At 71.7% G+C, this 25,748-nt stretch carries 23 protein-coding genes; 16 read left to right on the top strand and 7 right to left on the bottom strand.

Annotated elements, in window-relative coordinates:
* Positions 1–27 precede the first annotated feature (27 nt).
* Together ACZ499_RS07460 and ACZ499_RS07465 are read right to left on the bottom strand one after the other, a co-directional pair.
* Entirely contained in the window at positions 28–1,614 is a 1,587-nt protein-coding gene (locus ACZ499_RS07460) for an alpha/beta fold hydrolase (RefSeq protein ID WP_468673152.1), read from the bottom strand.
* A gap of 109 nt (positions 1,615–1,723) precedes the next feature.
* Complete coding sequence (locus tag ACZ499_RS07465) at positions 1,724–3,004, bottom strand: L,D-transpeptidase (protein WP_468673153.1); 1,281 nt, start codon at positions 3,002–3,004, stop codon at positions 1,724–1,726.
* A 191-nt stretch (positions 3,005–3,195) separates the two neighbouring features.
* On the opposite strand from ACZ499_RS07465, the gene ACZ499_RS07470 reads away from it, so the two are divergent.
* The 6 genes from ACZ499_RS07470 to ACZ499_RS07495 all read left to right on the top strand — a co-directional run bounded on the left by ACZ499_RS07470 (position 3,196) and on the right by ACZ499_RS07495 (position 10,049).
* Positions 3,196–4,353 carry a lipid II:glycine glycyltransferase FemX gene (locus ACZ499_RS07470; RefSeq protein ID WP_468673154.1) on the top strand — a complete coding sequence of 386 codons (1,158 nt, stop codon included), beginning with the start codon at positions 3,196–3,198 and terminating at the stop codon, positions 4,351–4,353.
* Entirely contained in the window at positions 4,350–5,990 is a 1,641-nt protein-coding gene (gene murJ / locus ACZ499_RS07475; RefSeq protein ID WP_468673155.1) for a murein biosynthesis integral membrane protein MurJ, read from the top strand. The genes ACZ499_RS07470 and murJ overlap by 4 nt, the downstream gene beginning before the upstream one ends.
* A gap of 98 nt (positions 5,991–6,088) precedes the next feature.
* Positions 6,089–6,772 carry a response regulator gene (locus tag ACZ499_RS07480; RefSeq protein WP_468673156.1) on the top strand — a complete coding sequence of 228 codons (684 nt, stop codon included), beginning with the start codon at positions 6,089–6,091 and terminating at the stop codon, positions 6,770–6,772.
* Positions 6,769–8,238: an ATP-binding protein gene (locus tag ACZ499_RS07485; protein ID WP_468673157.1), complete on the top strand. Its 1,470-nt coding sequence runs from the start codon at positions 6,769–6,771 to the stop codon at positions 8,236–8,238. The genes ACZ499_RS07480 and ACZ499_RS07485 overlap by 4 nt, the downstream gene beginning before the upstream one ends.
* A complete protein-coding gene (locus ACZ499_RS07490; RefSeq protein WP_468673158.1) occupies positions 8,235–8,726 on the top strand; it encodes a GerMN domain-containing protein in 492 nt (163 codons plus the stop codon). Before ACZ499_RS07485 ends, ACZ499_RS07490 begins: the two co-directional genes overlap by 4 nt.
* Positions 8,727–8,792: 66 nt before the next feature.
* Positions 8,793–10,049, top strand: a complete 1,257-nt coding sequence (locus ACZ499_RS07495) for a cytochrome P450 (RefSeq protein ID WP_468407469.1) — start codon at positions 8,793–8,795, stop codon at positions 10,047–10,049.
* On the opposite strand, the gene ACZ499_RS07500 is transcribed toward ACZ499_RS07495, so the two are convergent.
* On the bottom strand, positions 9,988–10,731 hold the full coding sequence (locus ACZ499_RS07500) for a hypothetical protein (RefSeq protein WP_468673159.1): 744 nt from the start codon (positions 10,729–10,731) through the stop codon (positions 9,988–9,990). The two genes, ACZ499_RS07495 and ACZ499_RS07500, sit on opposite strands and share 62 nt — an antisense overlap.
* Before the next feature lie 104 nt (positions 10,732–10,835).
* Here ACZ499_RS07500 and ggt point away from each other — a divergent pair, with 104 nt between their 5' ends.
* Both ggt and ACZ499_RS07510 read left to right on the top strand, forming a co-directional pair.
* A complete protein-coding gene (ggt, locus tag ACZ499_RS07505) occupies positions 10,836–12,632 on the top strand; it encodes a gamma-glutamyltransferase (RefSeq protein ID WP_468673160.1) in 1,797 nt (598 codons plus the stop codon).
* 168 nt (positions 12,633–12,800) lie between these two features.
* A complete protein-coding gene (locus ACZ499_RS07510) occupies positions 12,801–13,508 on the top strand; it encodes a glycoside hydrolase family 75 protein (RefSeq protein ID WP_468673161.1) in 708 nt (235 codons plus the stop codon).
* 59 nt (positions 13,509–13,567) lie between these two features.
* On the opposite strand, the gene ACZ499_RS07515 is transcribed toward ACZ499_RS07510, so the two are convergent.
* The 3 genes from ACZ499_RS07515 to ACZ499_RS07525 all read right to left on the bottom strand — a co-directional run bounded on the left by ACZ499_RS07515 (position 13,568) and on the right by ACZ499_RS07525 (position 16,432).
* Positions 13,568–14,242, bottom strand: coding sequence for a DUF4360 domain-containing protein (locus tag ACZ499_RS07515; RefSeq protein ID WP_468673162.1), 675 nt, complete (start codon positions 14,240–14,242; stop codon positions 13,568–13,570).
* A 181-nt stretch (positions 14,243–14,423) separates the two neighbouring features.
* Complete coding sequence (gene map / locus ACZ499_RS07520; protein WP_468673163.1) at positions 14,424–15,191, bottom strand: type I methionyl aminopeptidase; 768 nt, start codon at positions 15,189–15,191, stop codon at positions 14,424–14,426.
* A gap of 71 nt (positions 15,192–15,262) precedes the next feature.
* On the bottom strand, positions 15,263–16,432 hold the full coding sequence (locus tag ACZ499_RS07525) for a thiolase family protein (RefSeq protein WP_468673164.1): 1,170 nt from the start codon (positions 16,430–16,432) through the stop codon (positions 15,263–15,265).
* A 140-nt stretch (positions 16,433–16,572) separates the two neighbouring features.
* Here ACZ499_RS07525 and ACZ499_RS07530 point away from each other — a divergent pair, with 140 nt between their 5' ends.
* Positions 16,573–17,040, top strand: a complete 468-nt coding sequence (locus tag ACZ499_RS07530) for a winged helix-turn-helix transcriptional regulator (RefSeq protein WP_385539503.1) — start codon at positions 16,573–16,575, stop codon at positions 17,038–17,040.
* Positions 17,041–17,176: 136 nt separating this feature from the next.
* Here the strand turns inward: ACZ499_RS07530 and ACZ499_RS07535 are convergent, their stop codons facing one another.
* On the bottom strand, positions 17,177–17,428 hold the full coding sequence (locus tag ACZ499_RS07535; RefSeq protein WP_468673165.1) for a helix-turn-helix domain-containing protein: 252 nt from the start codon (positions 17,426–17,428) through the stop codon (positions 17,177–17,179).
* A gap of 160 nt (positions 17,429–17,588) precedes the next feature.
* On the opposite strand from ACZ499_RS07535, the gene ACZ499_RS07540 reads away from it, so the two are divergent.
* The 7 genes from ACZ499_RS07540 to ACZ499_RS07570 all read left to right on the top strand — a co-directional run bounded on the left by ACZ499_RS07540 (position 17,589) and on the right by ACZ499_RS07570 (position 25,740).
* Positions 17,589–18,824: an alginate lyase family protein gene (locus ACZ499_RS07540; RefSeq protein WP_468673166.1), complete on the top strand. Its 1,236-nt coding sequence runs from the start codon at positions 17,589–17,591 to the stop codon at positions 18,822–18,824.
* Positions 18,825–19,005: 181 nt separating this feature from the next.
* Complete coding sequence (locus ACZ499_RS07545) at positions 19,006–20,376, top strand: hypothetical protein (RefSeq protein ID WP_468673167.1); 1,371 nt, start codon at positions 19,006–19,008, stop codon at positions 20,374–20,376.
* Between the two features lie 51 nt (positions 20,377–20,427).
* Positions 20,428–20,952, top strand: a complete 525-nt coding sequence (locus ACZ499_RS07550) for an HAD family hydrolase (protein WP_468673168.1) — start codon at positions 20,428–20,430, stop codon at positions 20,950–20,952.
* A 118-nt stretch (positions 20,953–21,070) separates the two neighbouring features.
* Positions 21,071–21,913, top strand: a complete 843-nt coding sequence (locus ACZ499_RS07555) for a nitrilase-related carbon-nitrogen hydrolase (protein WP_468673169.1) — start codon at positions 21,071–21,073, stop codon at positions 21,911–21,913.
* Complete coding sequence (locus ACZ499_RS07560) at positions 21,910–23,193, top strand: aspartate aminotransferase family protein (RefSeq protein WP_468673170.1); 1,284 nt, start codon at positions 21,910–21,912, stop codon at positions 23,191–23,193. Before ACZ499_RS07555 ends, ACZ499_RS07560 begins: the two co-directional genes overlap by 4 nt.
* 125 nt (positions 23,194–23,318) lie before the next feature.
* On the top strand, positions 23,319–24,725 hold the full coding sequence (gene hydA / locus ACZ499_RS07565; RefSeq protein ID WP_468673171.1) for a dihydropyrimidinase: 1,407 nt from the start codon (positions 23,319–23,321) through the stop codon (positions 24,723–24,725).
* Between the two features lie 16 nt (positions 24,726–24,741).
* On the top strand, positions 24,742–25,740 hold the full coding sequence (locus ACZ499_RS07570) for a TIGR03842 family LLM class F420-dependent oxidoreductase (RefSeq protein ID WP_468673172.1): 999 nt from the start codon (positions 24,742–24,744) through the stop codon (positions 25,738–25,740).
* Positions 25,741–25,748: the final 8 nt, after the last annotated feature.

Genomic DNA, 25,748 nt, shown 5'->3' on the forward strand with positions numbered 1-25,748 from the left:
CAAGGCCCACCCGGCAGCAGCCGGTGATCACTCCTCGCGGAGAGGGACCGTCAGATACGACGGGTCTGACGCGGGTGAGGAGAAGGTCAGCTGCGCGCCGGTCGGGTTGTGCTCGATGTAGAGCGGGTCGACGGTGTCCACCACCAGTGCCAGACGGTGGCCGGCCGGTACGTCGTACGACGTGGAGAACAGCTCCAGGTCGACGGCGAACGGGCGGCCGGGCGTTCGGCCGTGGAAGGTGTAGGGGGCGTTGCTGACCAGCTTGCCGAGGCCGAGCGGGCCCACGTCGTACAGGTATGCGACGAGGGTGCCGCTCTCCTTGGTGGGAGTGACGGTGGTGTGCAGCGCGGCCGTGCCCCGGATGCGGTGCGGCGTGTCGTACCGCTCCGACTGCCAGACCGCCGCGAACGCGCGCGGCAGCAGCGGGATCGAGGCCATCGGCGGGAGCTTGGTGAACTGGTCCAGGATGTTCGACAGGAACAGGATGCCGCCGTCGGCGCCCGAGTCGACGTTGGCGAAGATCCGCTTCGAGCCGCCCAGCGGCAGCTTCTCCTTGGCCGCCCCGACCGCCTGCCAGCTCGGATAGCCCTCGTAGGACCCGTCGGTGCGGGACTTGAGCTGGACCGGCTGCTCCTTGTCGATGCCGTTGGCGTCGCCCTTGAGGTAGTGGTCGAACCAGCGGTGGGCGTCCGTCCAGACGTCGTTGGGCAGGCCGAGGAGGCCGGTGGCCTCGGCGGTGGCGTGGTCGCCGGGGCGGAACTCCAGGCGCTTGGGGCCGGTCAGCTTGGTGTAGAAGTCGGCGTACTGGTTGGGCGGGAAGAGCGTGTCGCCCCAGGCGTTGCCCAGCATGATGGCGGCGCCGTTGCGGTTGATGTCGTCCAGATAGGTGATCGGCGAGCGCTTGCGGCCCCACTCGATCATGTCCTGTTCCTTGGCCAGGTTCGAGCCGAGGAAGTCCTTGAGGGTCTGCTGGAGTTCGGGCCCGGGGCGGCCGGTGAGGGCACCGGTGACGCCCAGCATCGCGGCGGCCTGGCGGTGCTGGGTGCGGCCGCTGTAGATCGACTGGATGAGGTCGGCCCAGCCGCTCATCGCGACGACGGCCTTGACGCGCTTGTCGTGCGCGGCGGCGAGGAGGCTGATGCCCGCGCCGTAGGAGACGCCGCCCAGGCCGATGCGGTCCGGGTCGGCGGGAGTGTGGGCCAGTGCCCAGTCGATGACGGCCGAGACGTCGGCGCTGTCCTTCGGGCTCGCGACCTCGATCTCGCCGCCGGAGAGCCAGAAGCCCCGGGAGGTGTAACTGACCACGGTGTAGCCCGCGTCGGCGAGCTTCTGGGCCTGGGCGATGTATTCGATCTGCGGCGAGGCCCAGCTGGCCGGGAAGACGACCAGCGGGTAGCGCTCACCGGCCCTGGCCCCCGCGGGTGTGAAGACGTTGCCCTTGAGGGTGATCCCGTCCGACCCCGGGATGTCATGGAAGGAGACACCGGTGGCGGCCGCCACCGGCGCGGCCTTCACCGGCGCGGCCTGGGCCGATGGGGCGAGGCCGAAGGCGGCGCCGGCGAAGAGGGCCGCCGCCGTGACGGCTGCGGCGGTGGCCTTGCGCGGATGTCCCATGAGTAGCTCCCCGTTGCGTCGTTGCAAACTAAACTGACGCTAACCGGGAGCCTTACCGGAAGTAACCGGTCGGTAAGTTACGCGTGGGTAACGATTATTGGACGAGTTGTCAGTTGCTCGCGGCACCAGCGGCGCTTGAGGTGCCTGCGGTAGAAGCGCTGGTCAGGGCGCTCTTCTTCTGCCACTGCTCCCAGCTGAGGTTCCACTCGCCGTAGCCGTTGTTGAGCGCCTGGGTGCCCTTGGCGTCGTCGCCGGTGATCTCGAACGGGTCGCCGATCTGCACCATGCCGTACACCTCCTTGGCGTTGGCGTCGCTCATGCCGATGCAGCCGGAGCTGTGGTTGGTGTTGCCGAAGTACGCGGCGTTCCAGGGCGCGGCGTGCGCGTACATCCCGGACCAGGTCAGGCGCATCGAGTAGTCGACCATCTTGTTGTAGGCGTCGCCCAGGCCGACCGTCTCGGAGTTCATGTTGATCGTGCCCTCCTTCGCCATCAGGACGGCCTTGCCGCGCCAGGAGGCCTTCTGGCCGCCGGGTGTACCCGCCGACATCGGGATGTCCTTGACCAGGCCGCCGTCGCGGTACAGCTTGAGGCGGTGGTTGTCGAGGTCGACCTTGATGACCTGGTTCTTGCCGACCGTGAAGCCGGTCTTGTAGTCCTTGACGAACCAGCCGCCGCCCGAGTCGACGCCGTTGAGGTCCGCTTCGAGGGTGACCTTCGTCCCGGCCTTCCAGTAGTCCTTGGGCCGCCAGTCGGCCCGGGACTTGCCCGAGTAGTCCTCCATCCAGCCCCAGGCCCCCACGGTGTTGTCCGAGGTGGTCACCTTGAGCTGCTTCTCCACCGCCGCCTTGTTCTTCACCGGGTGGTCGAAGACGATCGACAGCGGCTGGGCGACGCCGACCGTGGTGTCCTTGCCGGGTGCGAGGGACAGCTTGTTCACCTTGTCGGCGGCGACGGTCGCGAAGCCGGCCTTGGCGGTGGAGCCCTTGTCGTCCTTGGCCTCGATCGCGTACGTACTGCCGGGTGCGGCCACCCGGTCCGAGGTCCAGGTCCTGCCGTCGGCGGCTATCTTCCCCGCCAGCTTCCCGCCCTTGGCGTCGGTGACCGTGACCTGCTGGAGCTTCCCGGAGGCCAGCGTGACCTTCACCGGCTCGCCCGCCTTCGCCTGCTGCCCCGTCAGGCTCACCGAGATCTGGGCCTTCTTGGCGCCCGCGAGATCGGCGCCCCCCTTGCCGTCGCCGGAGCCGCCCGAGCCGCCGGAGCAGGCGGTGAGAGCTGCGGCGAGGACCGCGGTGCCGGCGATCGCGGCGTTACGGACCGGGCGGCGGCGGAGCGGGGTGTGGCGGCGTATGCGGCTCAACTGGAAAACCTCCGTAGCAATCTTCTCCATAGGAGAGAGTCGGTAACTCGACTCTAGGTTGCGGAAAGCGCGGGGAATCTCGGGATTTCCTTTGTGACGAGGACCGCAGAGGAACTGTCACCGTCCGGTCACATGCGCCGCGCGGCCCCGTCATGGACCGCTGTGAGCATCCTGTGCATCCCCGCGGCACCGAACGCGGGGCGTACTTGGAGGTCACCCACGTGTCCGCACTGCTCGTGACCGGCGACCGCGACCAGGATCTGCGGGTGCGCGGTCTCTCCGTCGCCGAGTACCGGTCCTATCTGGCGGGCCACACCGGCGTGAGTTTCCTGCAGCTCCCCTCGTGGGCCGAGGTGAAGGACCAATGGTCTGCGGAAAGGGTCGGCTGGCACCTTGACACGGGTGAATTGAAGGGTGCGGCCCTCGTGCTCTACCGGCAATTCCCGGGTACCCGGAAATACTTCGCCTACCTCCCCGAGGGGCCGGTCGCGGACTGGGCCGACCCCGAAATCGACCGCTGGCTGGGGCCGTTGCTGCGCCATCTGCGCCGGGCGGGCGCCTTCGCCGTACGCATCGGACCCTCGCCCGCCTACCGGCGCTGGGACGCCGCCCTGCTGAAGTCCGCGACCGGGCCGGGCCGCAAGGTCGGCGATGTGCTCGCCACCGAGGTGGACCCGCTCGGCTCGGCCGTCGCCGAGCGGCTGCGGGCGCGCGGCTGGCGGCGCTGCGGCGGCGACGACGGCGACGCCGACGCCCAGCCGCGCCATGTCTTCCAGGTGCCGCTGGCCGGACGGACCCCCGACCAGCTGTGGTCCGGGCTCAACCAGGAGTGGCGCCGCAATGTGCGCACCGCCAAGAAGGCGGGCGTCGAGGTCGTCACCGCGGGCGCGGCCGACCTGCCCGAGTTCTACCGGCTGCTGCGGATCACCGAGGAGCGCGACGGCTTCCGGCTCGGCCGGTCCCTGGCGTACTACGAGCGCCAGTACGCGGTGCTCAACGCCGAGCAGCCGGGCCGGATGCGCCTCTACCTCGCCGTCCACGGCGGCGAGGTGCTGGCCGCCCACACCATGATCACGGCCGGCCGGCGGGTCTGGTACCAGACCGGCGCCTCCGCCGACCACCGCCGCGAGGTGCGCCCCAGCAACGCCCTGCAGTGGCAGATGATGCTCGACGCCCACGCGCTCGGCGCCGACGTCTACGACATGCGCGGGGTACCCTCCACCCTTGATCCACAAGATCGCCCGTTCGGTCTGCTGCGCTGGAAACTCGGCACCGGCGGGCAGGTGGTCGAGACCCTGGGGGAGTGGGAGACACCGATGAGCGGCACCGCCAACCACGCGCTCTACCGCGCCTTCCAGGCCTATCTGGCGCGCCGGTGACCGCCCCCGTCCACGCCGGGCCCCGCCACGCGGCCAAGGCGTCCCTGGCGCGCAGCGGCGCGGTGATGGCCGCCGGGTCGATCGTCTCGCGGGCCACCGGCTTCGTGCGGTCGGCGGTCGTGGCCGCCGCGCTCGGCGTCCAGCTCGTCGGCGACGGTTTCGCCGTCGCCAACAACATCCCCAACATCCTCTACACCCTGCTCATAGGCGGCACGCTCAGCGCGGTCTTCGTACCCGAGCTGGTCCGCGCCGCCAAGGAGCACACCGACGGCGGCGCCGCCTACACCGACCGGCTGCTCACCGCGTGCACCGCCGCCCTGGTGGCCATGACGGCCCTCGCGGTGTTCGCCGCACCGCAGATCGTCGACTTCTACACCGACTACACCGGCTCCCAGCGGGACCTCACGGTCGCCTTCGCCCGCTACTGCCTGCCGCAGATCCTCTTCTACGGCCTGTTCACGCTCTTCGGACAGGTCCTCAACGCGCGCGACCGGTTCGGCGCGATGATGTGGACGCCGGTCCTCAACAACCTCGTCGTGATAGCGGTGTTCGGCCTCTATCTGGCGACCGCCGGGACCTCCGGCGCCACCCTGAGCGCCACCGACACCAAGATCCTGGGCTGGGGCACCACCGCCGGGATCGCCGTCCAGGCGCTCGCCCTGGTCCCCGCGCTGAGCGCGGCCCGGTTCCGCTGGCGGCCGCGGTTCGACTGGCGCGGCACCGGCATCACCCGCCCGCTGCGCTCGGCGGGCTGGCTGATGCTCCTCGTCCTGACCAACCAGCTCGCGTACTGGGTGGTGACCCGGCTCTCCACCACCGCCGGGCAGCGCGCCCACGACCAGGGCGTCGCCGGCGGCGCGGGCTACACCGCGTACACCAACGCGTACATGCTCTGGGTGGTGCCGCACGGCATCGTCACCGTCTCGATACTCACCGCGCTGATGCCCCGGATGAGCCGGGCCGCCGCCGACGAGGACCCGGCGGCGGTGCGGCGCGACCTCTCCCACGGGCTGCGCACCAGCGCCGCGATGATAGTCCCGGCCGCCTGCGCGCTGCTCGCGCTGGCGCCCTGGCTGATGGGCGCGGCCTTCGGGTACGGCAGGACGTCCCCGGCCGACGTGGCGGTGATGGCGGGGATGCTGATGGCGTTCGCGCCCGGGCTCATCGCCTTCTCCGGGCAGTACGTGCTCTCGCGCGGGTTCTACGCGATGAGCGACACCCGTACCCCGTTCGTCCTCAACCTGGTGATCGCCGGGTGCAACGCGGGCCTGTCCGCCCTCGCCTATGTGCTGCTGCCCGCGCGCTGGGCGGTCACCGGGATGGCCGGGGCGTACTCGCTCGCCCTGTTCGCCGGGTGGGCGGTCACCGCGTACACCCTCGACCGCAGGCTCGGCGGCGGCGCCGGGCTGCTGCGCTCGCCCACGCTCGCCGTCCACGGCCGGCTGCTCCTCGGCTGTGTACCCGCCGCGCTGCTCGGGTACGCGGCGGCCCGCGCGGCCGAGGGGCTCGGCGACTTCGCGGCGACCGGGGCCGGAGCGGCCGTGCTGCTCGTGACGGTCGCGCTCCTCGCGCGGCCGCTGCGGCTCGACGGGATCAACGACGTGATCGGAAAACTGCGGGGCGGCCGGAAACGCTGACCGGCCCCGCGACCGCCCGCACATCCTCCGAGACCTCTGTGACAAGTGATACCCCTGCGACATCCGAGACCCCTGAGACTGCTGGGATACTGACGCTCATGCCACGCGTGCTGCTCATAGAGGACGACCCCTCCGTACGGGAAGGGGTCGAGCTCGGTCTGCGCCGACGCGGTCACGAGGTGCGCGCGGCCGAGACGGGCGAGGCGGGGCTCGCGGCGCTCAAGACCTTCCAGCCCGAACTCGTCCTCCTGGACCTGATGCTGCCCGGCATCAACGGCGTCCAGGTCTGCACCCGCATCCGCGAGACCAGCCAGCTGCCGATCATCATGCTCACCGCCCGCGGCGACGACTTCGACGTGGTGGTCGGGCTTGAGGCGGGCGCCGACGACTACATCGTCAAACCTGCCCGCACCGACGTCATCGAGGCCCGCATCCGGGCCGTGCTGCGACGCCTCACCGACCCCGGCGGCCGGCCCGGACTGGAGTTCCACGGCGAACTCGCCCTCGACCGGGCCGGCCTCACCGCCGCCAAGTCGGGCGAGCGGCTGCCGCTCGCCCCCTCCGAGCTGAAGCTGCTGCTGCACCTCGCGGCCTCGCCGGAGCAGGTCTTCAGCCGCCAGCAGCTCCTGGAGTCGGTGTGGGAGCACAGCTACCACGCCGACGCGCGGCTGGTGGACGCGTGCGTACGGCGGCTGCGCCACAAGATTGAGGACGTGCCGGGCAGCCCCCGCTACATCCAGACCGTCCGCGGCTTCGGCTACCGCTTCGGTCCGCTGCGGTGATACGCGCGCTCAAGCGGGCCGGGCGGCTCGGTCTGCGGGCCCGCCTCGTGGGTGCCTTCCTCCTGGTCGCCGTGATCGCCGCGGGCACCACCGCCACCCTCATCTACCAGGAGGCCCGCTCGGCCATCCTCCAGCAGGCCCAGGACACGGCGGTCGCCCAGCTGCGCGACCAGATCGCCGCCCAGACGGTCAAGCTGCCGATGAGCCGCACCTCGCTGCGCGAACTCAGCCTCACCGTGGGCCGCCAGGGCAAGCCGCGCCCCTGGTTCGTGTACGCCGAGTACGGCACGCTGCGCGCCTCCAACGTCAGCCAGACCACGTCCGGCATCCTCACCGAAGACCTGCGCCGCCGCGCCCACGCCAATCCGCACGGCACCTTCCAGCGGGTGGTGAAGGACGGCCAGCCCTGGCTGACCGTGGGCATGCCGGTGATGGTCGGCGTGGAAGGGCAGCAGCCGGGGCAGCCCAGCGGGATCACGATGTACGTGGTGATGCCGCTCAGCGCCGAGGACGACAACATCCAGGCGATGGTCAGCGCCGCCCGTGACGGCGCGCTGCCCGCGCTCGCCATCGCCCTGGTGCCCGCGCTGCTCGCCGCGCGCAGCGTGCTGCGGCCGGTGCGCGATCTGCGCCGGGCCGCCAGCAGCATGGGCAAGGGCCGCCTCGACACCCGCATCGAGGTGAAGGGATCGGACGAACTGGCCGATCTGGCCTGGACGTTCAACGAGTCGGCCAAGGAGCTGGAGCGGTCCGTCGAGGAGCTCCAGAAGGCCGAGGCCAGGGCCCGCCGGTTCGCCGCCGACGTCTCGCACGAGCTGCGCACCCCGCTCGCCGGGATGCTCGCTGTCACGGAGGTGCTCGACGAGGACGCCGACCGGCTCGACCCCGACACGGCCGCCGCCGTGCGGCTCGTCTCCGCCGAGACCGGCAAGCTCGCCACGCTCGTCGACGACCTGATGGAGATCTCCCGCTTCGACGCCAAGGCCGCCGAGCTCAACCTCGACGAGGTGGACGTGGCCGAGACCATCGCCAAGACGCTCCAGCGCCGGCGCTGGGAAGAGCAGGTCACGGCCGAACTGCCCACCGGGATACGGGCGAATGTCGACCCCCGGCGCTTCGACGTGGTCGTCGCCAACCTCGTCGGCAACGCACTGCGGCACGGCGCCGCGCCGGTCCGGGTGACCCTGCGCGTCGAGGACCGGCCGGAGGGCGTACGGGTGGTGACCGAGGTCCACGACGGCGGACCCGGGATCGCCCCGGCCGTCCTGCCGCACATCTTCGACCGGTTCTTCAAGGCCGACGCCGCCCGTACCCGCTCGGTGGGCAGCGGCCTCGGCCTCGCGATCACCCAGGAGAACGTACGGCTGCACGGCGGCACGGTCCGGGCCGCCAACCACCCTGCGGGCGGCGCGGTGTTCACCGTCGAGCTGCCGCTGCGGCCGCCCGTCGCGGAGCCGGTGTCATGAGGCGGTCGAGGACCGGCGCGATCGCGCTGCTGCTGCCCGCCGTGCTGGCGCCGGCCGGATGCGGGGTGCGGCCCTCCGAGGTCGTGGAGGTGGGCGACCCGGCGACCGTGAAGACGGCACCGGACGCCGCCCATGGCGGCGCGGCTGTCTACCTCAAGGGCCCGGACGGAGTGCTGCCCGTCATCCGGGCCACCGACAAGAAGGAGACCCCGGGCGCGGCGGTCCTGATGCTCCTCGACGGCCCCACGGACGCCGACCGGGACGCGGGGCTGACCTCCGACGTGCCCAACTACTACGGCGGAGTGGCGATCAACGTGGACGACACCACCGTACGGGTCACGCTGACCCGCCCCGTACGCGACTTCTCCGCCGTGGCCCGGCAGCAGCTGGTGTGCACCGCGGCCCACGCGACGGCGGAGAGCCGTGCGGTCACGGTCGTCCTGCGGGGCAGCGACACCAGTCTCGCTCCCGAGCGCTGCCGGTTCTGACCGGTCGGGCGCCCGCCCGGCGGGGCGGCCTTGCCGCGGGCGTCCGGTTGCCGTCACCTTGGTGCGATGAGTGATCTGCCGGACGTCTTCGACCCGCGCCGGTACGCCGCCGGGCCGCCCCACGACGACTACCGGGAGCTGCGCGAGCGGCACCCGGTGGCCTGGCAGGAGGAGTACGAGGTACTGGGCTGGCCCGCCGGACCCGGCTTCTGGGCGGTCACCCGGCACGCCGACGTCGTACGGGTGCTGAAGGACCCGGTCACCTACTCCTCCCTGCTCGGCGCCACCCAGATCCGCGACCCCGACCCCGACGACCTGCCGTTCATCCGGCGCATGATGCTCAACCAGGACAGACCCGACCACGGCAGGCTGCGGCGCGTGGTGAGCCGCGCCTTCACACCCCGCCGCACCGACCGGTTCGCGGCGGCGACAAGAGCCCGGGCGCGCACCCTGCTCGGCGCGGCCCGCGACGGCGCCGAGGACGGGGTCTTCGACCTGGTCACCGAGGTCACCGACGACTACGCGCTGCTCAACCTCGCGGATCTGCTCGGGGTGCCCGGCAGCGACCGGGGGCTGCTCCTCGAATGGACCGAGCGGGTCATCGGCTACCAGGACCCGGACGAGCCGCCGGTGCTCGGCCCCGACGGGCGGCCGGTCAACCCGCGCTCGCCCGCGATGCTGCGCGAGATGTTCGGGTACGCCCAGGAGCTCGCCGCGTACAAGCGGCGCGAGCCCGCCGACGACATCATGACCGCGCTGGCGCACTCCGAACTGGCCGACGCCGAGCTGGAGATGTTCTTCTTCCTGCTGACCGTGGCGGGCAACGACACCGTGCGCAGTGCCGCGCCCGGCGGCTTCCTGACGCTGGCCGAGCATCCGGAGCAGTGGAGGGCGCTGCGCGAGGGCGAGGCGCCCCTGGGCGCGGCCGTGGAGGAGCTGCTGCGGTGGCACCCGCCGGTCCTCACCTTCCGCCGCACCGCCGCCCGGGACACCGTGCTCGCCGGGCAGCGGATTCGCGCGGGCGACAAGGTGGTGGTCTTCCACGCCTCGGCCAACCACGACGAGCGTGTCTTCACCCGCCCCCAGCGCCTGGACCTGAACCGTACGCCCAACCCCCACGTCTCGTTCGGGGAAGGCCCGCACATCTGCCTCGGCGCCCACTTCGCCCGGCTCCAGCTGCGCGTCCTGCACGAGGAGGCGCTGCGGCTGCTGCCCGGCCCTGCGCTCGCCGGGCCGCCGCGCAGGCTGGTCTCCAACTTCATCAACGGGGTGAAGTCGCTGCCGCTCCGGCTGTCGGGGCCGGGGTCAGGGCCGCGCGGGTGACGTCGGCGACGACCTCCACCACGTCCGGGCCGTACGCAAGGGAGTTGACGACCTTCAGGAGCAGGCAGAAGGTGCCGTTGCCGTGCTTGCGGGCCAGTTTCTCCTGGTTGCGGACGAGATAGCGGGTGGCCGCCTGGTTGGTTATCGCGCGCTGGCCGCAGAAGAGGAACACCGGCCGCTGGCCCTGGCCCGCGGTGACCCGGGCGAGGATCACGTACTCGGTGACCCCGCCCTCCACCCGGTACTTCTCGCCGCCGATGGTCAACGAGCCCCGGTCCGGGCCGGGTTCGGTGTCCACGTTCATCGTCACTCCGGGCAGCAGCGCGGAGAGGTGCGCCGCCATACGGCGGTTGGAGTACGGGCCGCCCAGACAGAACTCGGTGCGTTCCCCGAAGCCCTGCTGTGTCAGATCGTGCTGGACGATCCGGGCGTGGGCCCCGCAGTCCGTGATGAGCGAGGCGAGTTCGAGGAGCGCGAACACGTCGAACCGGTGCACCGCCCCCTCCGCCCCCGCGTCCCGGTTGACGACGAGCAGGCACTCGGAGTGGGTCGGCAGACCGAAGAAGGCCTGCTTGCGGCGGAGCCTTCGGTTCCAGAGATAGGTGCGGGTGAGCCAGCCCAGGGCGGCGCTGATGCCCGCGGCGACCACTCCCAGCACGATGTTGCGCACGTCGTCGTTCATGGGCGGGCATGTTAGCGGGAGTCCGGCGCGCTGTTCGAGACGGTCCTGACGCGACGGCGGGTGCGGCGTTACGCTGCGCGGACATTCGCACCCAGGAGGTACCCATGCGTCGCTCCGCCGTCCGCAGTCTCTCGTTACTCGCCGTCGCCGCGGCCGTGGCGACCTCGGTCGCGGCCACCCCGCCGAGAACCGCGCCACCGCCCGTCAAGACGCCAGAGGCGATCGGCTACGGGGGCGCCGTCGCCAGCGTCGACGTGGACGCCACCGCCGCCGGCATCGACGTCCTCAAGCACGGCGGCAACGCGGTGGACGCCGCCGTCGCCACGGCCGCCGCCCTCGGCGTCACCGAGCCGTACTCGTCGGGCATCGGCGGCGGCGGATACTTCGTCTACTACGACGCCAAGTCCCGGACCGTGCACACCATCGACGGCCGCGAGACCGCGCCGCACTCCGCCACCTCGTCCCTGTTCCTGGAGAACGGCAAGCCGCTCCCTTTCCCGGACGCGGTGACCAGCGGGCTCAGCGTCGGCACCCCCGGCACCCCGGCCACCTGGGACGCGGCCGTCGACGCCTGGGGTTCCAAGCCGCTGAGCCGGCTCCTGGAGCCCGCCGAGCGGATCGCGCGCGACGGCTTCACCGTCGACGACACCTTCCGCCAGCAGACCGCCGACAACCAGGCGCGGTTCGCGGACTTCCCGGACACCGCGAAGCTCTTCCTGCCCGGCGGACAGCTGCCGGTGGTCGGATCGAAGCTGAAGAACCCCGATCTTGCCCGCACCTACCGGCAGTTGGCGCGCGAGGGCGTTGACGCCGTCTACCGCGGCGACCTGGGACGCGACATCGTACGGACCGTCCGCAAACCCCCCGTCGCATCCGGCTCGACCCGCCTCGCGCGCTCCGGCGACCTCACCGAGAAGGACCTGCGGTCGTACGCGGTCAAGCGCCAGGCCCCGACGAAGGTGGACTACCGCGGCCTGAAGGTCTACGGCATGGCGCCCTCGTCCTCGGGCGGCACCACGGTCGGCGAGGCGCTCAACATCCTTGAGCACACCGACCTGTCGAAGGCGTCCGAGGTCCAGTATCTGCACCGCTACATCGAGGCGACCCGGGTGGCCTTCGCGGACCGGGGCCGCTGGGTGGGCGACCCGGCCTTCGAGGACGTGCCGACCAAGGGGCTGCTCTCGCAGAGGTTCGCGGACGCGCGGGCCTGCCTCATCAGCGACACCAAGGCGCTGACCAGCCCGCTGGCGCCCGGCGACCCCCGCCACCCGGCGCCGTGCGCCACCTCAGGACAGGCCTCGCCCACCACGTACGAGGGCGAGAACACCACGCATCTGACGGTGGCCGACAAGTGGGGCGACATCGTCTCGTACACGCTCACCATCGAGCAGACCGGCGGCAGCGGCATCACCGTCCCCGGCCGGGGCTTCCTGCTCAACAACGAGCTGACGGACTTCTCGTTCGCCCCGGCGAGCCCGGCCGTCCACGACCCGAACCTGCCGGGCCCGGGCAAGCGGCCGCGCTCCTCCATGTCGCCGACGATCGTCCTCGACGGGCACGGCAGGCCGGTGCTCGCACTCGGCTCGCCGGGCGGCGCGACCATCATCACCACGGTGCTCCAGTCGCTCGTCGGGCACCTCGACCGGGGCCTGTCGCTGGTCGACTCCATCGCGGCCCCGCGCGCCAGCCAGCGCAACGCGGCGAAGACGGAACTGGAGCCCGAGCTCTACAACGGTCCGCTCCGGGCCCAACTGGAGGCGCTGGGGCAGGCGTTCTCGCTCAACCCGGTGATCGGCGCGGCGACCGGGGTGGAACGGCTCAGTGACGGCCGCTGGGTGGCGGCGGCCGAGAAGGTCCGGCGCGGCGGCGGCTCGGCGATGGTGGTGCGCCCAGCTGGGTGACACACCGTCAGAATCCATCCGCCGGGCGGGTGAAGCGGGCGCGGCCCTCGTCCCTCAGGGGGCGGGGGTCGCGTTTCATCTGATGTGACCGGGGTTGAAGCGCTCATGCAAACGGACCAGATTGCTCGCGTCAGGTAAGGAAACTTTCCTAACAGAAGGGTCCCCCACGTGCGTACTCGAACGCTCGCCCTCGTCGTCGCATCCGGCGCCGCCCTGCTCGCCACCGCGGCCCTCCCCGCCACCGCCCAGGACGCGGCCCGCGCCGCCAGCGCCCCGACCCGTACCGAGGAGGGCTCGGTCAGTGCGGCCGACCTCCTGTCCAAGGTGACGAACTGTTCGCAGATCTCCAGCGGCAAGTACAGGACCGACAGCGAGACCGCCGCGACGGTCCCGGTCTGCGGAAAGAACGGCGCCGTGTTCTGGAAGGCGGACCTGGACGTCGACTGCGACGGCCAGGCCACCGCCTCCTGCAACCACGGCACCGACCCGTGGTTCCAGGGCGACACCGCCTTCCATCAGTCCAACGGCAGACCGCTGAGCGCCGAGAAGCTGCCCTATGTCGTCGTGCCGAGCTCCAGCTCGATCTGGAACTACTCCTCGGCCGGGATAGAGGGCGGTGGTGTGGTCGCCGTCATCTACAACAACAAGGTCGAGTACGCGGTGGTCGGCGACACCGGCCCCTCCGAGATCATCGGTGAGGCGTCCTACGCCACTGCCAAGGCGCTGGGGATAAACCCCGACCCGGCCACCGGCGGCGCCGAGTCCGGAGTCACGTACATCCTCTTCAAGAACTCGCAGACGAAGCCGATCGAGAGCCACGGTGCGGCGGTCTCCCTCGGCGACGATCTCGCCAAGCAGTTCATCGCCGACAACTGATCGCCGACAACTGGCGGGGTGCGGGCCGCCCGCCTTGCGCCGGGCGGCCCGCGTGCGCGCTACTTGGGCGGGCACACCTTCCACGAGAAGTGGTAGATGGTGTTGATGCTGGCGTCGGTCGAGTCCATGCTGATGAAGCTGGTGGTGTTGACCGTGTCGGAGGTGCCGGCCCCGGTCCGCAGTTCGGTGTTGATGTTCAGATAGCGCTCCTCGCCGCAGGGCTTGTAGACGAGGGCGGAGACGTCCGTGGTGTCATTGGTCTGCCAGTCGTCGGAGAACGGCCCCTTGAACGGGTGCGTGGCGTAGACCGTCTGGGACATGCCCTGGAAGTAGTAGTTCGCCCGCTCCTGCGCCGTGGCGCCCTTCTCCAGATGGGCGAAGCCGCGGTAGTCGGCCGAGGCGATCGCGTAGGTGAAGCCCTGCGGGACGTGGACGTTCAGCGCGAGCTGGCAGTTCTTCCTCATGTCGGTCGGCGAGGCACCCTTGCCGACCTGTGCCAGGTAGGCGCTGTACGTGACAGTGAAGGCGGTGTTGTCGGGTGAGACCGCGACGGCCGCCGTACCCGCCGGACACCCCGAGCCGTTGACGGTCACGAGGTCGATCACGATCTTGTCGGGCGGCGGGGTGCCCCAGCCGCCGGGGGTGTGGCCGGTTGCGCTGAGCGGGGCGGCCAGAAGGACGGCGGCCGCGCCGCCGATGGCCAGTGCGTTGAACATGACGCTCCCTTCGGTCATGTCGCCAGCCCGGTTCTCCTGTGGGGGGTTGGCGGGACCATGACAGCAGAACGTCACCTTCCGGGACAGGTACGGACCAGCCAGGGTGCGGCCGTTCCGGGCCCCTCCCGGTGGCCCGAAGAGGGCGCCGACTTCCGGTCACGGCAAGGAAGTTGACGCCCTCGGCCGACCGGCCGACTCTCTAGAGCTGAGTGAGGATCCGCGGGCCCTTCTCCGTCACGGCGACCGTGTGCTCGGTGTGCGCCGCGCGGACACCGGTGAGCGTGCGCAGGGTCCAACCGTCCGTGGCCGGGTAGTACCCGTCGGTGCCGTCCGCGATCAGCATCGGCTCGATCGCCAGGACCATGCCGTGCCGCAGCGCCATGCCCCGGCCCGGGCGGCCCTCGTTGGGCACCCCCGGGTCCTCGTGCATATGGCGGCCGATGCCATGGCCGCCGAAGTCCTCCGGGATGCCGTATCCGGCGCCCCGGCACACCTTGCCTATCGCGTGCGCGATGTCACCGATGCGGTTGCCCACGACCGCGGCGGCGATGCCCGCCTCCAGCGCCTCGTACGCCGTCGAGATCAGCCGCACGTCCTCGGCCCGCGCCCGGCCCACCGTGAAGCTGATCGCCGAGTCGCCGGCCCAGCCGTCCAGGATCGCCCCGAAGTCGACGCTGACGAGGTCGCCGTCGCGCAGCAGGTAGCCGTCCGGGATGCCGTGCACGATGGCGTCGTTGACGGACACGCAGGCGACGGCCGGGAACGGCACCGGGGCGAAGTCCGGGTGGTAGCCGAGGAACGGCGAGGAGGCGCCCGCCGTGCGCAGCACCTCATGGGCCGCCGTGTCGATGTCCAGCAGGCTGACGCCGACGCCCGCCGCGTCCCGCGCCGCGGCGAGCGCCCGCGCGACCACCCGCCCGGCCTCGCGCATCGCGTCCATCTGTGTGTCCGTCTTGATCTCTACCATTCCAATTACTATACCGGTCGGGTGGAGTGGTCACGCAGGCGGCCGCACGGGCGACCCGGGCTGAGAGGACATCAGAGGGTTTCCAGAATCGTGGCGTTGGCGAGCCCTCCCGCCTCGCACATGGTCTGGAGGGCGTAGCGCGCCCCGCGCCGGCGCATCGCGTGCACCAGCGTGGTCATCAGCCGGGTGCCGCTGGCGCCCAGCGGGTGACCGAGTGCGATCGCGCCGCCCTGCACATTGACCTTCGCGAGATCCGCGCCGGTCTCCTGCTGCCAGGCGAGCACCACACTCGCGAAGGCCTCGTTGACCTCGAAGAGGTCGATGTCGGAGAGGCCGAGTCCCGCCTTGCGCAGCACCTTTTCTGTGGCGGGGATGACTCCGGTGAGCATCAGGACGGGGTCGGAGCCGGTCACCGCGAAACTGTGCAGCCGGGCGAGCGGACGCAGCCCGAGCCTCGCCGCGGTCTCGCTGGAGGTGATCAGGACGGCGGAGGCGCCGTCGTTGGTGGGGCTGCTGTTGCCCGCGGTCACCGACCAGTCGATCTGCGGGAACCGCTCGGCGAAGTGCGGGTCGACGAAGGACGGCTTCAGCCCGGCGAGGACCTCCGGGGTCGTCGTGGGGCGTACGGACTCGTCCCGCGTCAGCCCGGCGATCGGCGCGGTCTCGGCGTCGAAGAGTCCGGCGTCCCAGGCCGCGGCGGCCTTCTGGTGCGAGGCGGTGGCGAACTCGTCCATCCGCTCCCGCCCGATCGACCACTTCGCGGCGATCAGCTCGGCGCTGATGCCCTGAGGGACGAGGCCCTCCGGGAAGCGGGCGGCCACCCCCGGGCCGAACGGGTCCTTGCCGGCCGGCACGTTGGACCACATCGGCACCCGGCTCATCGACTCGACCCCGCAGGCCACGACCAGGTCGTACGCCCCCGAGAGCACGCCCTGGGCGGCGAAGTGGACGGCCTGCTGCGAGGAGCCGCACTGGCGGTCCACGGTCGTCGCGGGGACGGTGTCCGGGAATCCGGCGGAGAGCCAGGCGTACCGGGTGGTGTTCATCGCCTGCTCGCCGACCTGGTCGACGGTGCCGCCGATCACGTCGTCGACCAGCGCCGGGTCGACACCGCTGCGCTCGACGAGGGCGCGCAGGGTGTGGGCGAGCAGTTCGACGGGGTGCGTCCGGGAGAGCGCCCCGCCCGGCTTTCCCTTTCCTGTCGGGGTACGGACGGCTTCCACGATCACGGCGTCGCGCATCGCGTGCTCCTCGGCTCTGCTCGGTCCTGCTCGGGTCCTACCCGTGCCGCTACCCGCGAGTAGGTTGGAAAACTGGATTCACTGTAGCTCGCTGGGTTGGAAAATCCAATGCACTGCCGTTCCGGGCTTACCGTGGAGCCATGACGACGTCGCAGAAGAACGCCCGCCCCTGCTCGATCGCCGACGCGCTCGCGGTCGTGGGGGAGAAGTACGCGCTGCTCGTGCTGCGCGAGGTCTTCTTCGGCGTGCACCGCTTCGACGCGATCGCCCGCAACGTGGGCGCCCCCCGCGACATCCTCACCGCCCGGCTGCGCCGGCTCGTCGACGCGGGCGTCCTGGAGAAGGTGCTCTACAACGAGCGGCCCGCCCGGTACGAGTACCGGGCCACCGAGGCGGGGCAGGAGCTGCGCCCGGTGCTGCTGATGCTGATGCGCTGGGGCGACCGCCACCTGGCGGACGTACCGCCCACGGTGTGGCGGCACACCTGCGGCGCGGACCTGGACCCCACGATCATGTGCCGCTCCTGCGGCGAGGAGGTCCACCGGCGCGATGTCACTCCGCGGTTCCAGGTGGCGGGGTGGACGCAGGAGGGGGCGGAGGCGGGCTGATCCGCGCGTGGCCGGCCCGACGCAACCCCGGCTGGTCGAGCCCCCCAGGGGCGCGGAGCTGCGACATGTGCGGCTCCGCCGCCCGGGCGCGACCGGCCACGCACGGTTCGCAGCCGAATCGCCACCGGCGGAGTCCTTACGCCGCCAGCGGCGTGCAGTGCCCGGCGACCTCGTCGAGCGAGAGTCCGAGTACGGAGGCGAGCGCGGCCACGGTGAAGAACGCCGGGGTCGGGGCGCGGCCGGTCTCGATCTTGCGCAGAGTCTCGGCGGAGAGCCCGGCGGCAGCGGCGACCTCGCTCATGCTGCGCCCTTCGCGCGCCGCCCGCAGCAATCGGCCGAGCCGCTCGCCGCGCTCGCGCTCTTCGGGGGTGAGAGGGGTGCGGACCATGGGGCGAGTCTAGTCCCGTAACCCCTTCGTCCGGCTGCGGACGCGCATGGCCGCTCGCGCCCACGCGGCGGAGCCGCACATGTCACAGCCCCGCGCCCCTGGGGGGCCGGTCGGCCCAACAGATCCTGCGTCCCGCGGTGGGCGGCCCCACCGTGGAAGCGTGCTCAAGCAGCCCGCCCCGCAGTGGCCCCGCCGCGCCGCCGCCCTCGCCACCCTGGTCGCTTTCGGCGCCCTCGCCGCCTGCGCCCCCGCCTCCCGCGTCTCGGCCACCGCGGCAGGCCAGGACGCCGTGTCCGCCTTCCATCACCCCGGTGTGGTGATCGGCAGGAGCCAGCTGGACACCGTACGGGCGAGGGTGCGGGCCGGGCGGGAGCCCTGGCGCTCGGCGTACGAGAAGATGCGGACCAGCCGGTACGGCTCGCTCGCGTACACCGCGCACCCGGCCGAGGTCGTCCCCTGTCCGCCGAACGCCGGGCCGCCCTCGTGTCTGGCCGAGCGCGAGGACGCGATCGCCGCGTACACCCAGGCGCTGCTCTGGTCCGTCGACGGCGACGAGGCGCACGCCCGCAAGGCCGTCGAGATCATGGACGGCTGGTCGAAGGTGATGAAGGAGCACACCGAGGGCAACGCGGGCCTGCAGACCGCCTGGGCGGGCTCCTCCTGGGCGCGCGCCGCCGACATCGTGCACGCGGGCTACCCGAAGTGGGGCGCCGCGGACGTCCAGCGCTTCAAGTGGATGCTGCGCAAGGCCTATCTGCCCGCCGTGACCGCCAAGGTCCCCGACTACAACGGGAACTGGGAACTGGCGATGACCGACGCGGCCATCGGGATCGCGGTGTTCCTGGAGGACCGCGAACTGTTCACCGAGTCGCTGGGCCGCTACCGGGCGCGGGTCCCCGCGTACTTCTACCTCGGCTCCGACGGGAAGCTGCCCAAGCCGCCGCCCGGCGGCACGATGGACACCCCGGAGAAGCTGGCCACGTACTGGTTCGGGCAGCGCACCTACGCCGACGGGCTCGGCCAGGAGACCTGCCGCAACTTCATGCACATCGGCTACTCGCTGGCCGCCTCCGGGCACATCGCGGAGACCGCCTGGCAGCAGGGCGTCGACCTGTACGGGCCGACGGCCGAGCGGCTGCGGGCCGCCCTGGAGTTCCACGCCCGCTACCAGCTGGGCGAGGCGGCCCCGCCGTGGCTGTGCGGCGGCAAGGTGGAGCGCACGATGGGCCCGGACGTCGAGGTCGCGCTCAACCACCTGCGCAACCGGATGCACCTGAAGCTCCCCGAGACCGAGAAGCTCGCCGAGCGGCTGCGCCCGTCGGGGACGGACGACCTGTTCGTGGCCTGGGAGACGCTGACGCACGCGGACAACCCGGGGCGGGCGTCGGCGGTGTGACCGGCGGAGCGCGCGTTGGGCGCGGTCGGGGGGCGCGCGACTTCTTCCATCACCACCCCGTTCGTCGCGCGGCCACACGCCGGTATCGCGGCGAAGACCTCGGCGTAACACGGGCGCAATGCGGCGGGTATCGAATGCCCACGGACCGTGGGGGTTCAGTCGGCGGTTGGGGGATTGTGCTATGACGGCGAATCAACTCCCGGTGGACATCGGGGTGTTCGTGCAATACATGGGCCGGATGGCGGCCCTGCTCGACCGGTACGGCGGCTGGTGCGGCGTCTTCTGGCGGCGCGACCCCGACGGCATGGCGGCCTGTCTCGACGGCAGGGAGATCCCGCCCTGGGACGTGGTCGAATCGCTGCTCCAGGACCTCGCGCCGACGCACGGCCCGGAGGCGGTGGCCCGTGAGACGGTACGGGCGAAGGCGCTGCACAACGCTGCCGCCGCCGCGTACGACGCCCGCCCGGGCGGCCGTGAAGTGCTGCGCGAACGGCTCGCCCTGATGCTCCGCGAGCAGGCGTACGCGGCCGACCGCCTGCCGGGCGCCGCCCCGGACGAACTGGCCTGGATCCAGGACGACCTGTCCCGGGCGACAGCGCGCTGCGCGGAACTGCGCGCCCGCATCACCGCGTTGGGCCCGGAGGTCCCGCGGGGCTGGTTCAGCGATCGGGCGGTGGCGCGGCCCAGGGGGTCGGCCGAGGGGGAGGGCGGTCCCGGTGAACCCGGCGGGCCGGACGCGCCCAGAGTGCCCGACCTCCCCGCCGGACCTGCGGCAACCGACCCGGCACCTCGGGTAGCCGCGCCGCGGCCCGCCGCGCGGCGCACCTCGCGCGGGGCCCGTTTCGCCGGACTGGAGGACGGCGGGGCCGAGGTGGAGGACGGCGGGCCCTTACTGCCGCCGGTCGCCGCCGCCGCGCCCACCGGCGCCCGGTTCGGCGGCGGTTGGCACACCCGCAGACACCCCGAGCACGCCCGGGGAAAGAGCGAGCCGCAGCAGGAGGAGCGGGCGGACGACCGCGAACGGCGCCGGAGCGTGCGCGAAGCCGTCGTCCGGCTCGTCCGGCTGCGCGCCCGGGGCCGGACCGGCGAGGCGCACGCCGTGCTGTGCGAGGCGGCCGCCGGACCCGCCGCCCTGCTGCCGCTGTTCGCGGGCGAACTGCACCGCGCGGGCCTGGGCGCCGACTGGGCCACCCTGCTGTGGGAGGCGGCCTCGCTGCCGCCCGACCGGCTGGCCGCGGCGGCCGCGGCGCTCGCCGCCGCCGGGCAGGGCGCCGACTGCCACCGGCTGCTGCGCCAGGGCGTGTCCCGGCCCGCCGAGCAGATCGCGGACGCGGTGCTCGCTCTGGGTGACGCCGGGCGCGAGCGCGAGGCGGACGCACTGCTGAGCGCCTTCGTCCGGGTCCGCACGCCGGAGGACGCGGCGCATCTGGCCGCGCACGCCCCGGCGCGGCTGGGGCCGCAGCTGCTGGCCGCCGCCGGTGCGGTCTCCGAGGGGCGGCGACGGGACGTCATCCATGCCTTCCGGGTGGCCAGAATTGCAACAGAACGTTGAAAATGCTGATTGAGGTGAGGGCGCGGCTGGGCAGGGTCCTTACCGATGGACATGGACTCCCGCACAGCCCAGCCGCGTACGCGTCCGCCGTGTACGCCCACCGCCGCCGCGTTCTTCGACGTCGAGGGCACGCTCCTGGCCGTGCCCGAGCTGCCCGAGCTGCCCGAGCCGCACCACGACGGCCCCGGGCCGCCGCTCGGCCGTCTCTGGCACGCGCCGGTCCTCGCGGCACTGCACGACCACGCCGCCCGGGGGCACCTGGTGGTCCTGGTGACGCCGTCGTCCGCCGGGGCCGTCGCGCCCGTCGCCCGCGAGCTGGGAGCCGACGCGGTGCTCTGCGCCCGGCCGAGGGCCCCGATGGCCGGCCAGGGCAAGGGGTACGCGGCCCGCGCCCTGTTGCGCGAGCACGCCCTGCTGGCCGCCGACTGCTACGCGTACGCGGACGAGGCGGCCGACCTCCCGCTGCTCGCCGAGGTGGGCAACCCGGTGGTCGTCGGCGACGACCCGGTGCTGCTGAGGCATGCCCGGCGGGGCAACTGGGCCCGGCTGCCCGGCCCCGTACGGAGGGAAATGTGATCGACTTCGTGGCGTAACGGCGATGGTCTTGCCACGGTGCGTGACGGGCTTTACGGTCTCTCCACACGCGGTCTACGCGTGTGGATGCCTGGCTGACGGCCCGTCTAAGGAGCAGCTCATGGCCACTGTTGTCCGCGCCGCACTGGTCCAGGCCAGTTGGACCGGCGATACCGAATCCATGATCGCCAAACATGAGGAACACGCCCGCGAGGCGGCCCGGCAGGGTGCGAAGATCATTGGATTCCAGGAGGTCTTCAACGCCCCGTACTTCTGCCAGGTGCAGGAGCCCGAGCACTACCGGTGGGCGGAGCCGGTGCCGGACGGGCCGACCGTGCGGCGGATGCAGGAGCTCGCCCGCGAGACCGGGATGGTGATCGTCGTCCCGGTCTTCGAGATCGAGGGCTCCGGTTTCTACTACAACACCGCGGCCGTGATCGACGCCGACGGCAGCTACCTCGGCAAGTACCGCAAGCACCACATCCCCCAGGTGAAGGGGTTCTGGGAGAAGTACTACTTCAAACCGGGCAACCTGGGATGGCCGGTCTTCGACACCGCCGTGGGCCGGGTCGGCGTCTACATCTGTTACGACCGCCACTTCCCCGAAGGCTGGCGGCAGTTGGGCCTCAACGGCGCCCAGATCGTCTACAACCCGTCGGCCACCTCGCGTGGACTTTCGGCCTATCTCTGGCAGCTGGAACAGCCCGCCTCGGCGGTGGCCAACGAGTACTTCGTCGCCGCCATCAACCGGGTCGGCCGCGAGGAGTACGGCGACAACGACTTCTACGGCACCAGCTACTTCGTGGACCCGCGCGGCCAGTTCGTCGGCGAGCCCGCCAGCGACAAGGAGGAGGAGCTCCTCGTCCGCGATCTCGACTTCGGTCTCATCGACGAGGTGCGCCAGCAGTGGGCGTTCTACCGCGACCGGCGGCCCGACGCCTACGAAGGGCTGGTGAAGCCGTGACCTCCCTCTTCGACCGCCACCGCGCGGTCCTGCCCGACTGGCTCGCGCTCTACTACCGGCACCCGATCGAGATCACCCACGGCGAGGGCCGCCACGTCTGGGACTCCGAGGGCAAGCGGTACCTCGACTTCTTCGGCGGCATCCTCACCACGATGACCGCCCACGCCCTGCCCGAGGTCACCAAGGCCGTCTCCGACCAGGCCGGGCGGATCATCCACTCCTCGACGCTCTACCTCAACCGCCCGATGGTGGAGCTCGCCGAGCGGATCGCCCACCTCTCCGGCATCCCGGACGCCCGGGTCTTCTTCACCACCTCCGGCACCGAGGCGAACGACACCGCGCTGCTGCTCGCCACCGCCCACCGCGGCTCCAACCAGATCCTGGCGATGCGCAACAGCTACCACGGCCGCTCGTTCAGCGCGGTCGGCATCACCGGCAACCGCGCCTGGTCACCGACGAGCCTGTCGCCGCTGCAGACGCTGTACGTGCACGGGGGCATCCGCTCCCGGGGCCCCTACGCGGAGTTGAGCGACGGTCAGTTCATCAACGCCTGTGTGGCCGACCTCGAAGACCTGCTCGGCCACACCCGCGAGGTCGCCGCGCTCATCGCCGAGCCCATCCAGGGCGTCGGCGGCTTCACCTCGCCCCCCGACGGGCTCTATGCCGCCTTCCGCGAAGTCCTCGACCGGCACGGCATCCTGTGGATCAGCGACGAGGTGCAGACCGGCTGGGGCCGCACCGGCGACCACTTCTGGGGCTGGCAGGCGCACGCCGAGAACGGCCCGCCGGACATCCTCACCTTCGCCAAGGGCATCGGCAACGGCATGTCCGTCGGCGGTGTGGTGGCGAGCGCCCGCATCATGAACTGCCTGGACGCCAACTCCATTTCGACCTTCGGCGGCTCCCCGGTCACCATGGCCGCCGGCCTCGCCAACCTCTCGTACCTCGTCGAGCACGACCTCCAGGGCAACGCGCGCCGCGTCGGCGGCCTGCTCATGGAGCGGCTGCGGGCCGTCGCCGCCCAGCTCCCCCTCGTACGCGAGGTGCGCGGCCGGGGCCTGATGGCGGGCATCGAGCTGGTGAAGCCGGGCACCGACGAGGCCCATCCGGAGGCCGCTGCCGCCGTGCTGGAGGCGGCGCGCGAGGGCGGACTGCTCATCGGCAAGGGCGGCGGGCACAGCACCAGCGTGCTGCGGATCGCCCCGCCGCTGACGCTCACCGTCGCGGAGGCGGAAGAGGGCGCCGCGATCCTCGAACGTGCCCTGCGGAGTGTCAGTTAGGGGCGCGGGCCGTGACATGTGCGGCTCCGCCGCGTGACGCGACCAGCCACGGACGGCCCTTCAGACGAAGCACACCGCGCCCCCTCCGCGGAGCGCTCGTACGTGCATGAAAGGGAGCACCACCCATGAGTACCCGCACCCTGATCACCGGCGGTCTGGTGATCACCGCCGCCGACGAGATCCACGCCGACGTACTGATCGAGGACGGCCGCATCGCCGCCCTGGCCGCGCACGGGTCGAGCGCGGCGCAGAGCTGGAGCGCCGGCCGTACGCTCGACGCGACCGACAAGTACGTCATCCCGGGCGGAGTCGACGCCCACACCCACATGGAGCTCCCCTTCGGCGGGACCTTCGCCTCCGACACCTTCGAGACCGGCACCCGGGCCGCGGCCTGGGGCGGCACCACCACGATCGTGGACTTCGCCGTGCAGTCGCCGGGCCACGCGCTGCGCGAGGGCCTGGACGCCTGGTACGCCAAGGCGGACGGCAAGTGCGCGATCGACTACGCGTTCCACATGATCCTCTCCGATGTGAACGAGCACACGCTCAAGGAGATGGACCTGCTGGTGGAGGAGGGCGTCACCTCCTTCAAGCTGTTCATGGCGTACCCCGGCGTCTTCTACAGCGACGACGGCCAGATCCTGCGGGCGATGCAGCGCTCGGCCACCAACGGCGGGCTGATCATGATGCACGCCGAGAACGGCATCGCGATCGACGTCCTCGTCGAGCAGGCGCTCGCCGCGGGCCGCACCGATCCGCGCCACCACGGCGAGGTGCGCCGCGCCCTGCTCGAAGCCGAGGCCACCCACCGGGCGATCCAGCTGGCCCGGGTCGCCGGGGCGCCGCTCTACGTCGTCCATGTGTCGGCCGAGGAGGCGGTCGCCGAGCTGGCAGCCGCCCGGGACAAGGGACTTCCGGTCTTCGGCGAGACCTGTCCGCAGTACCTGTTCCTCTCCACCGACAATCTGGCCGAGCCCGGCTTCGAGGGCGCCAAGTACGTCTGCTCGACGCCGCTGCGCCCCAAGGAGCACCAGGCCGCGCTCTGGCGGGGGCTGCGCACCAACGACCTCCAGGTGGTCTCCACCGACCACTGCCCGTTCTGCTTCGTGGGACAGAAGGAGCTCGGCCGGGGCGACTTCTCCAAGATCCCCAACGGTCTGCCGGGCGTGGAGAACCGGATGGACCTGCTCCACCAGGCGGTGCTCGACGGCCACCTCACCCGGCGCCGCTGGATCGAGATCGCCTGCGCCAGCCCGGCGCGGATGTTCGGGCTCTACCCGAAGAAGGGCACCATCGCACCGGGCGCCGACGCCGACGTCGTCATCTACGACCCGCACGCCGAGCAGACCATCTCCGCAGAGACCCACCACATGAACGTGGACTACTCGGCGTACGAGGGCAGGCGGATCACCGGCCGCGTCGAGACGGTCCTCTCGCGCGGCGAACTCGTCGTCCACGAGCGGCAGTTCACCGGACGGGCCGGACACGGCCTCTACACCCCGCGGGCCACATCCCAGTACCTCGGCCAGTAACCAGGAGCAGCACCACATGGACTTCGGACTCGTCCTGCAGACCGACCCGCCCGCCTCGACCGTCGTCGGCCTCATGCGCCGCGCGGAACGCAACGGCTTCCGCTACGGCTGGACCTTCGACTCGGCGGTCCTCTGGCAGGAGCCGTTCGTCATCTACAGCCGCATCCTGGAGCACACGCGGCAGATGCACGTCGGCCCGATGGTGACCAACCCGGGCACCAGGACCTGGGAGGTCACCGCCTCCACCTTCGCCACCCTCAACGACATGTACGGCAACCGCACCATCTGCGGCATCGGCCGCGGCGACTCCGCGATGCGCGTCGCCGGGCGCAAACCCAACACCCTGGCCCGCCTCGGCGAAGCCATCGGCGTCATCCGCGACCTCGCCGAGGGCCGCGAGGCCGAGGTCGACGGGCAGCGTCTGAAGCTGCCCTGGGTCAGGGACGGCAAGCTGCCCGTCTGGATGGCGGCGTACGGGCCGAAGGCGCTGGCCCTCGCCGGGCAGAAGGCCGACGGCTTCATCCTCCAGCTCGCGGACCCGTTCCTGACGGAGTGGATGGTCAAGGCGGTCCGCACGGCCGCCGTGGAGGCCGGGCGCGACCCCGCCTCCGTGACCGTCTGCGTCGCCGCCCCGGCCTACGTCGGCGACGACCTCGGCCACGCCCGCGAGCAGTGCCGCTGGTTCGGCGGCATGGTCGGCAACCACGTCGCGGACCTGGTGTCGCGGTACGGCGAGCACTCGGGCCTGGTGCCGGACGCGCTCACCGACTACATCAAGGCGCGCCAAGGCTACGACTACAGCCACCACGGCCGCACCGACAACCCGGACACCGCTTTCGTCCCCGACGAGATCGTCGACCGCTTCTGCCTCCTCGGCCCCGTCGAGGCGCACATCGAGAAGCTGAAGGCGCTGCGCGACCTGGGTGTCGACCAGTTCGCGGTGTACGCCATGCACGACGCACGGGAAGCGGTCATCGACGCGTACGGGGAGCGGGTGATCCCGGCGCTCGGCTGAGCCGTTCG

The organism is Streptomyces sp. NPDC031265, from assembly GCF_055570295.1.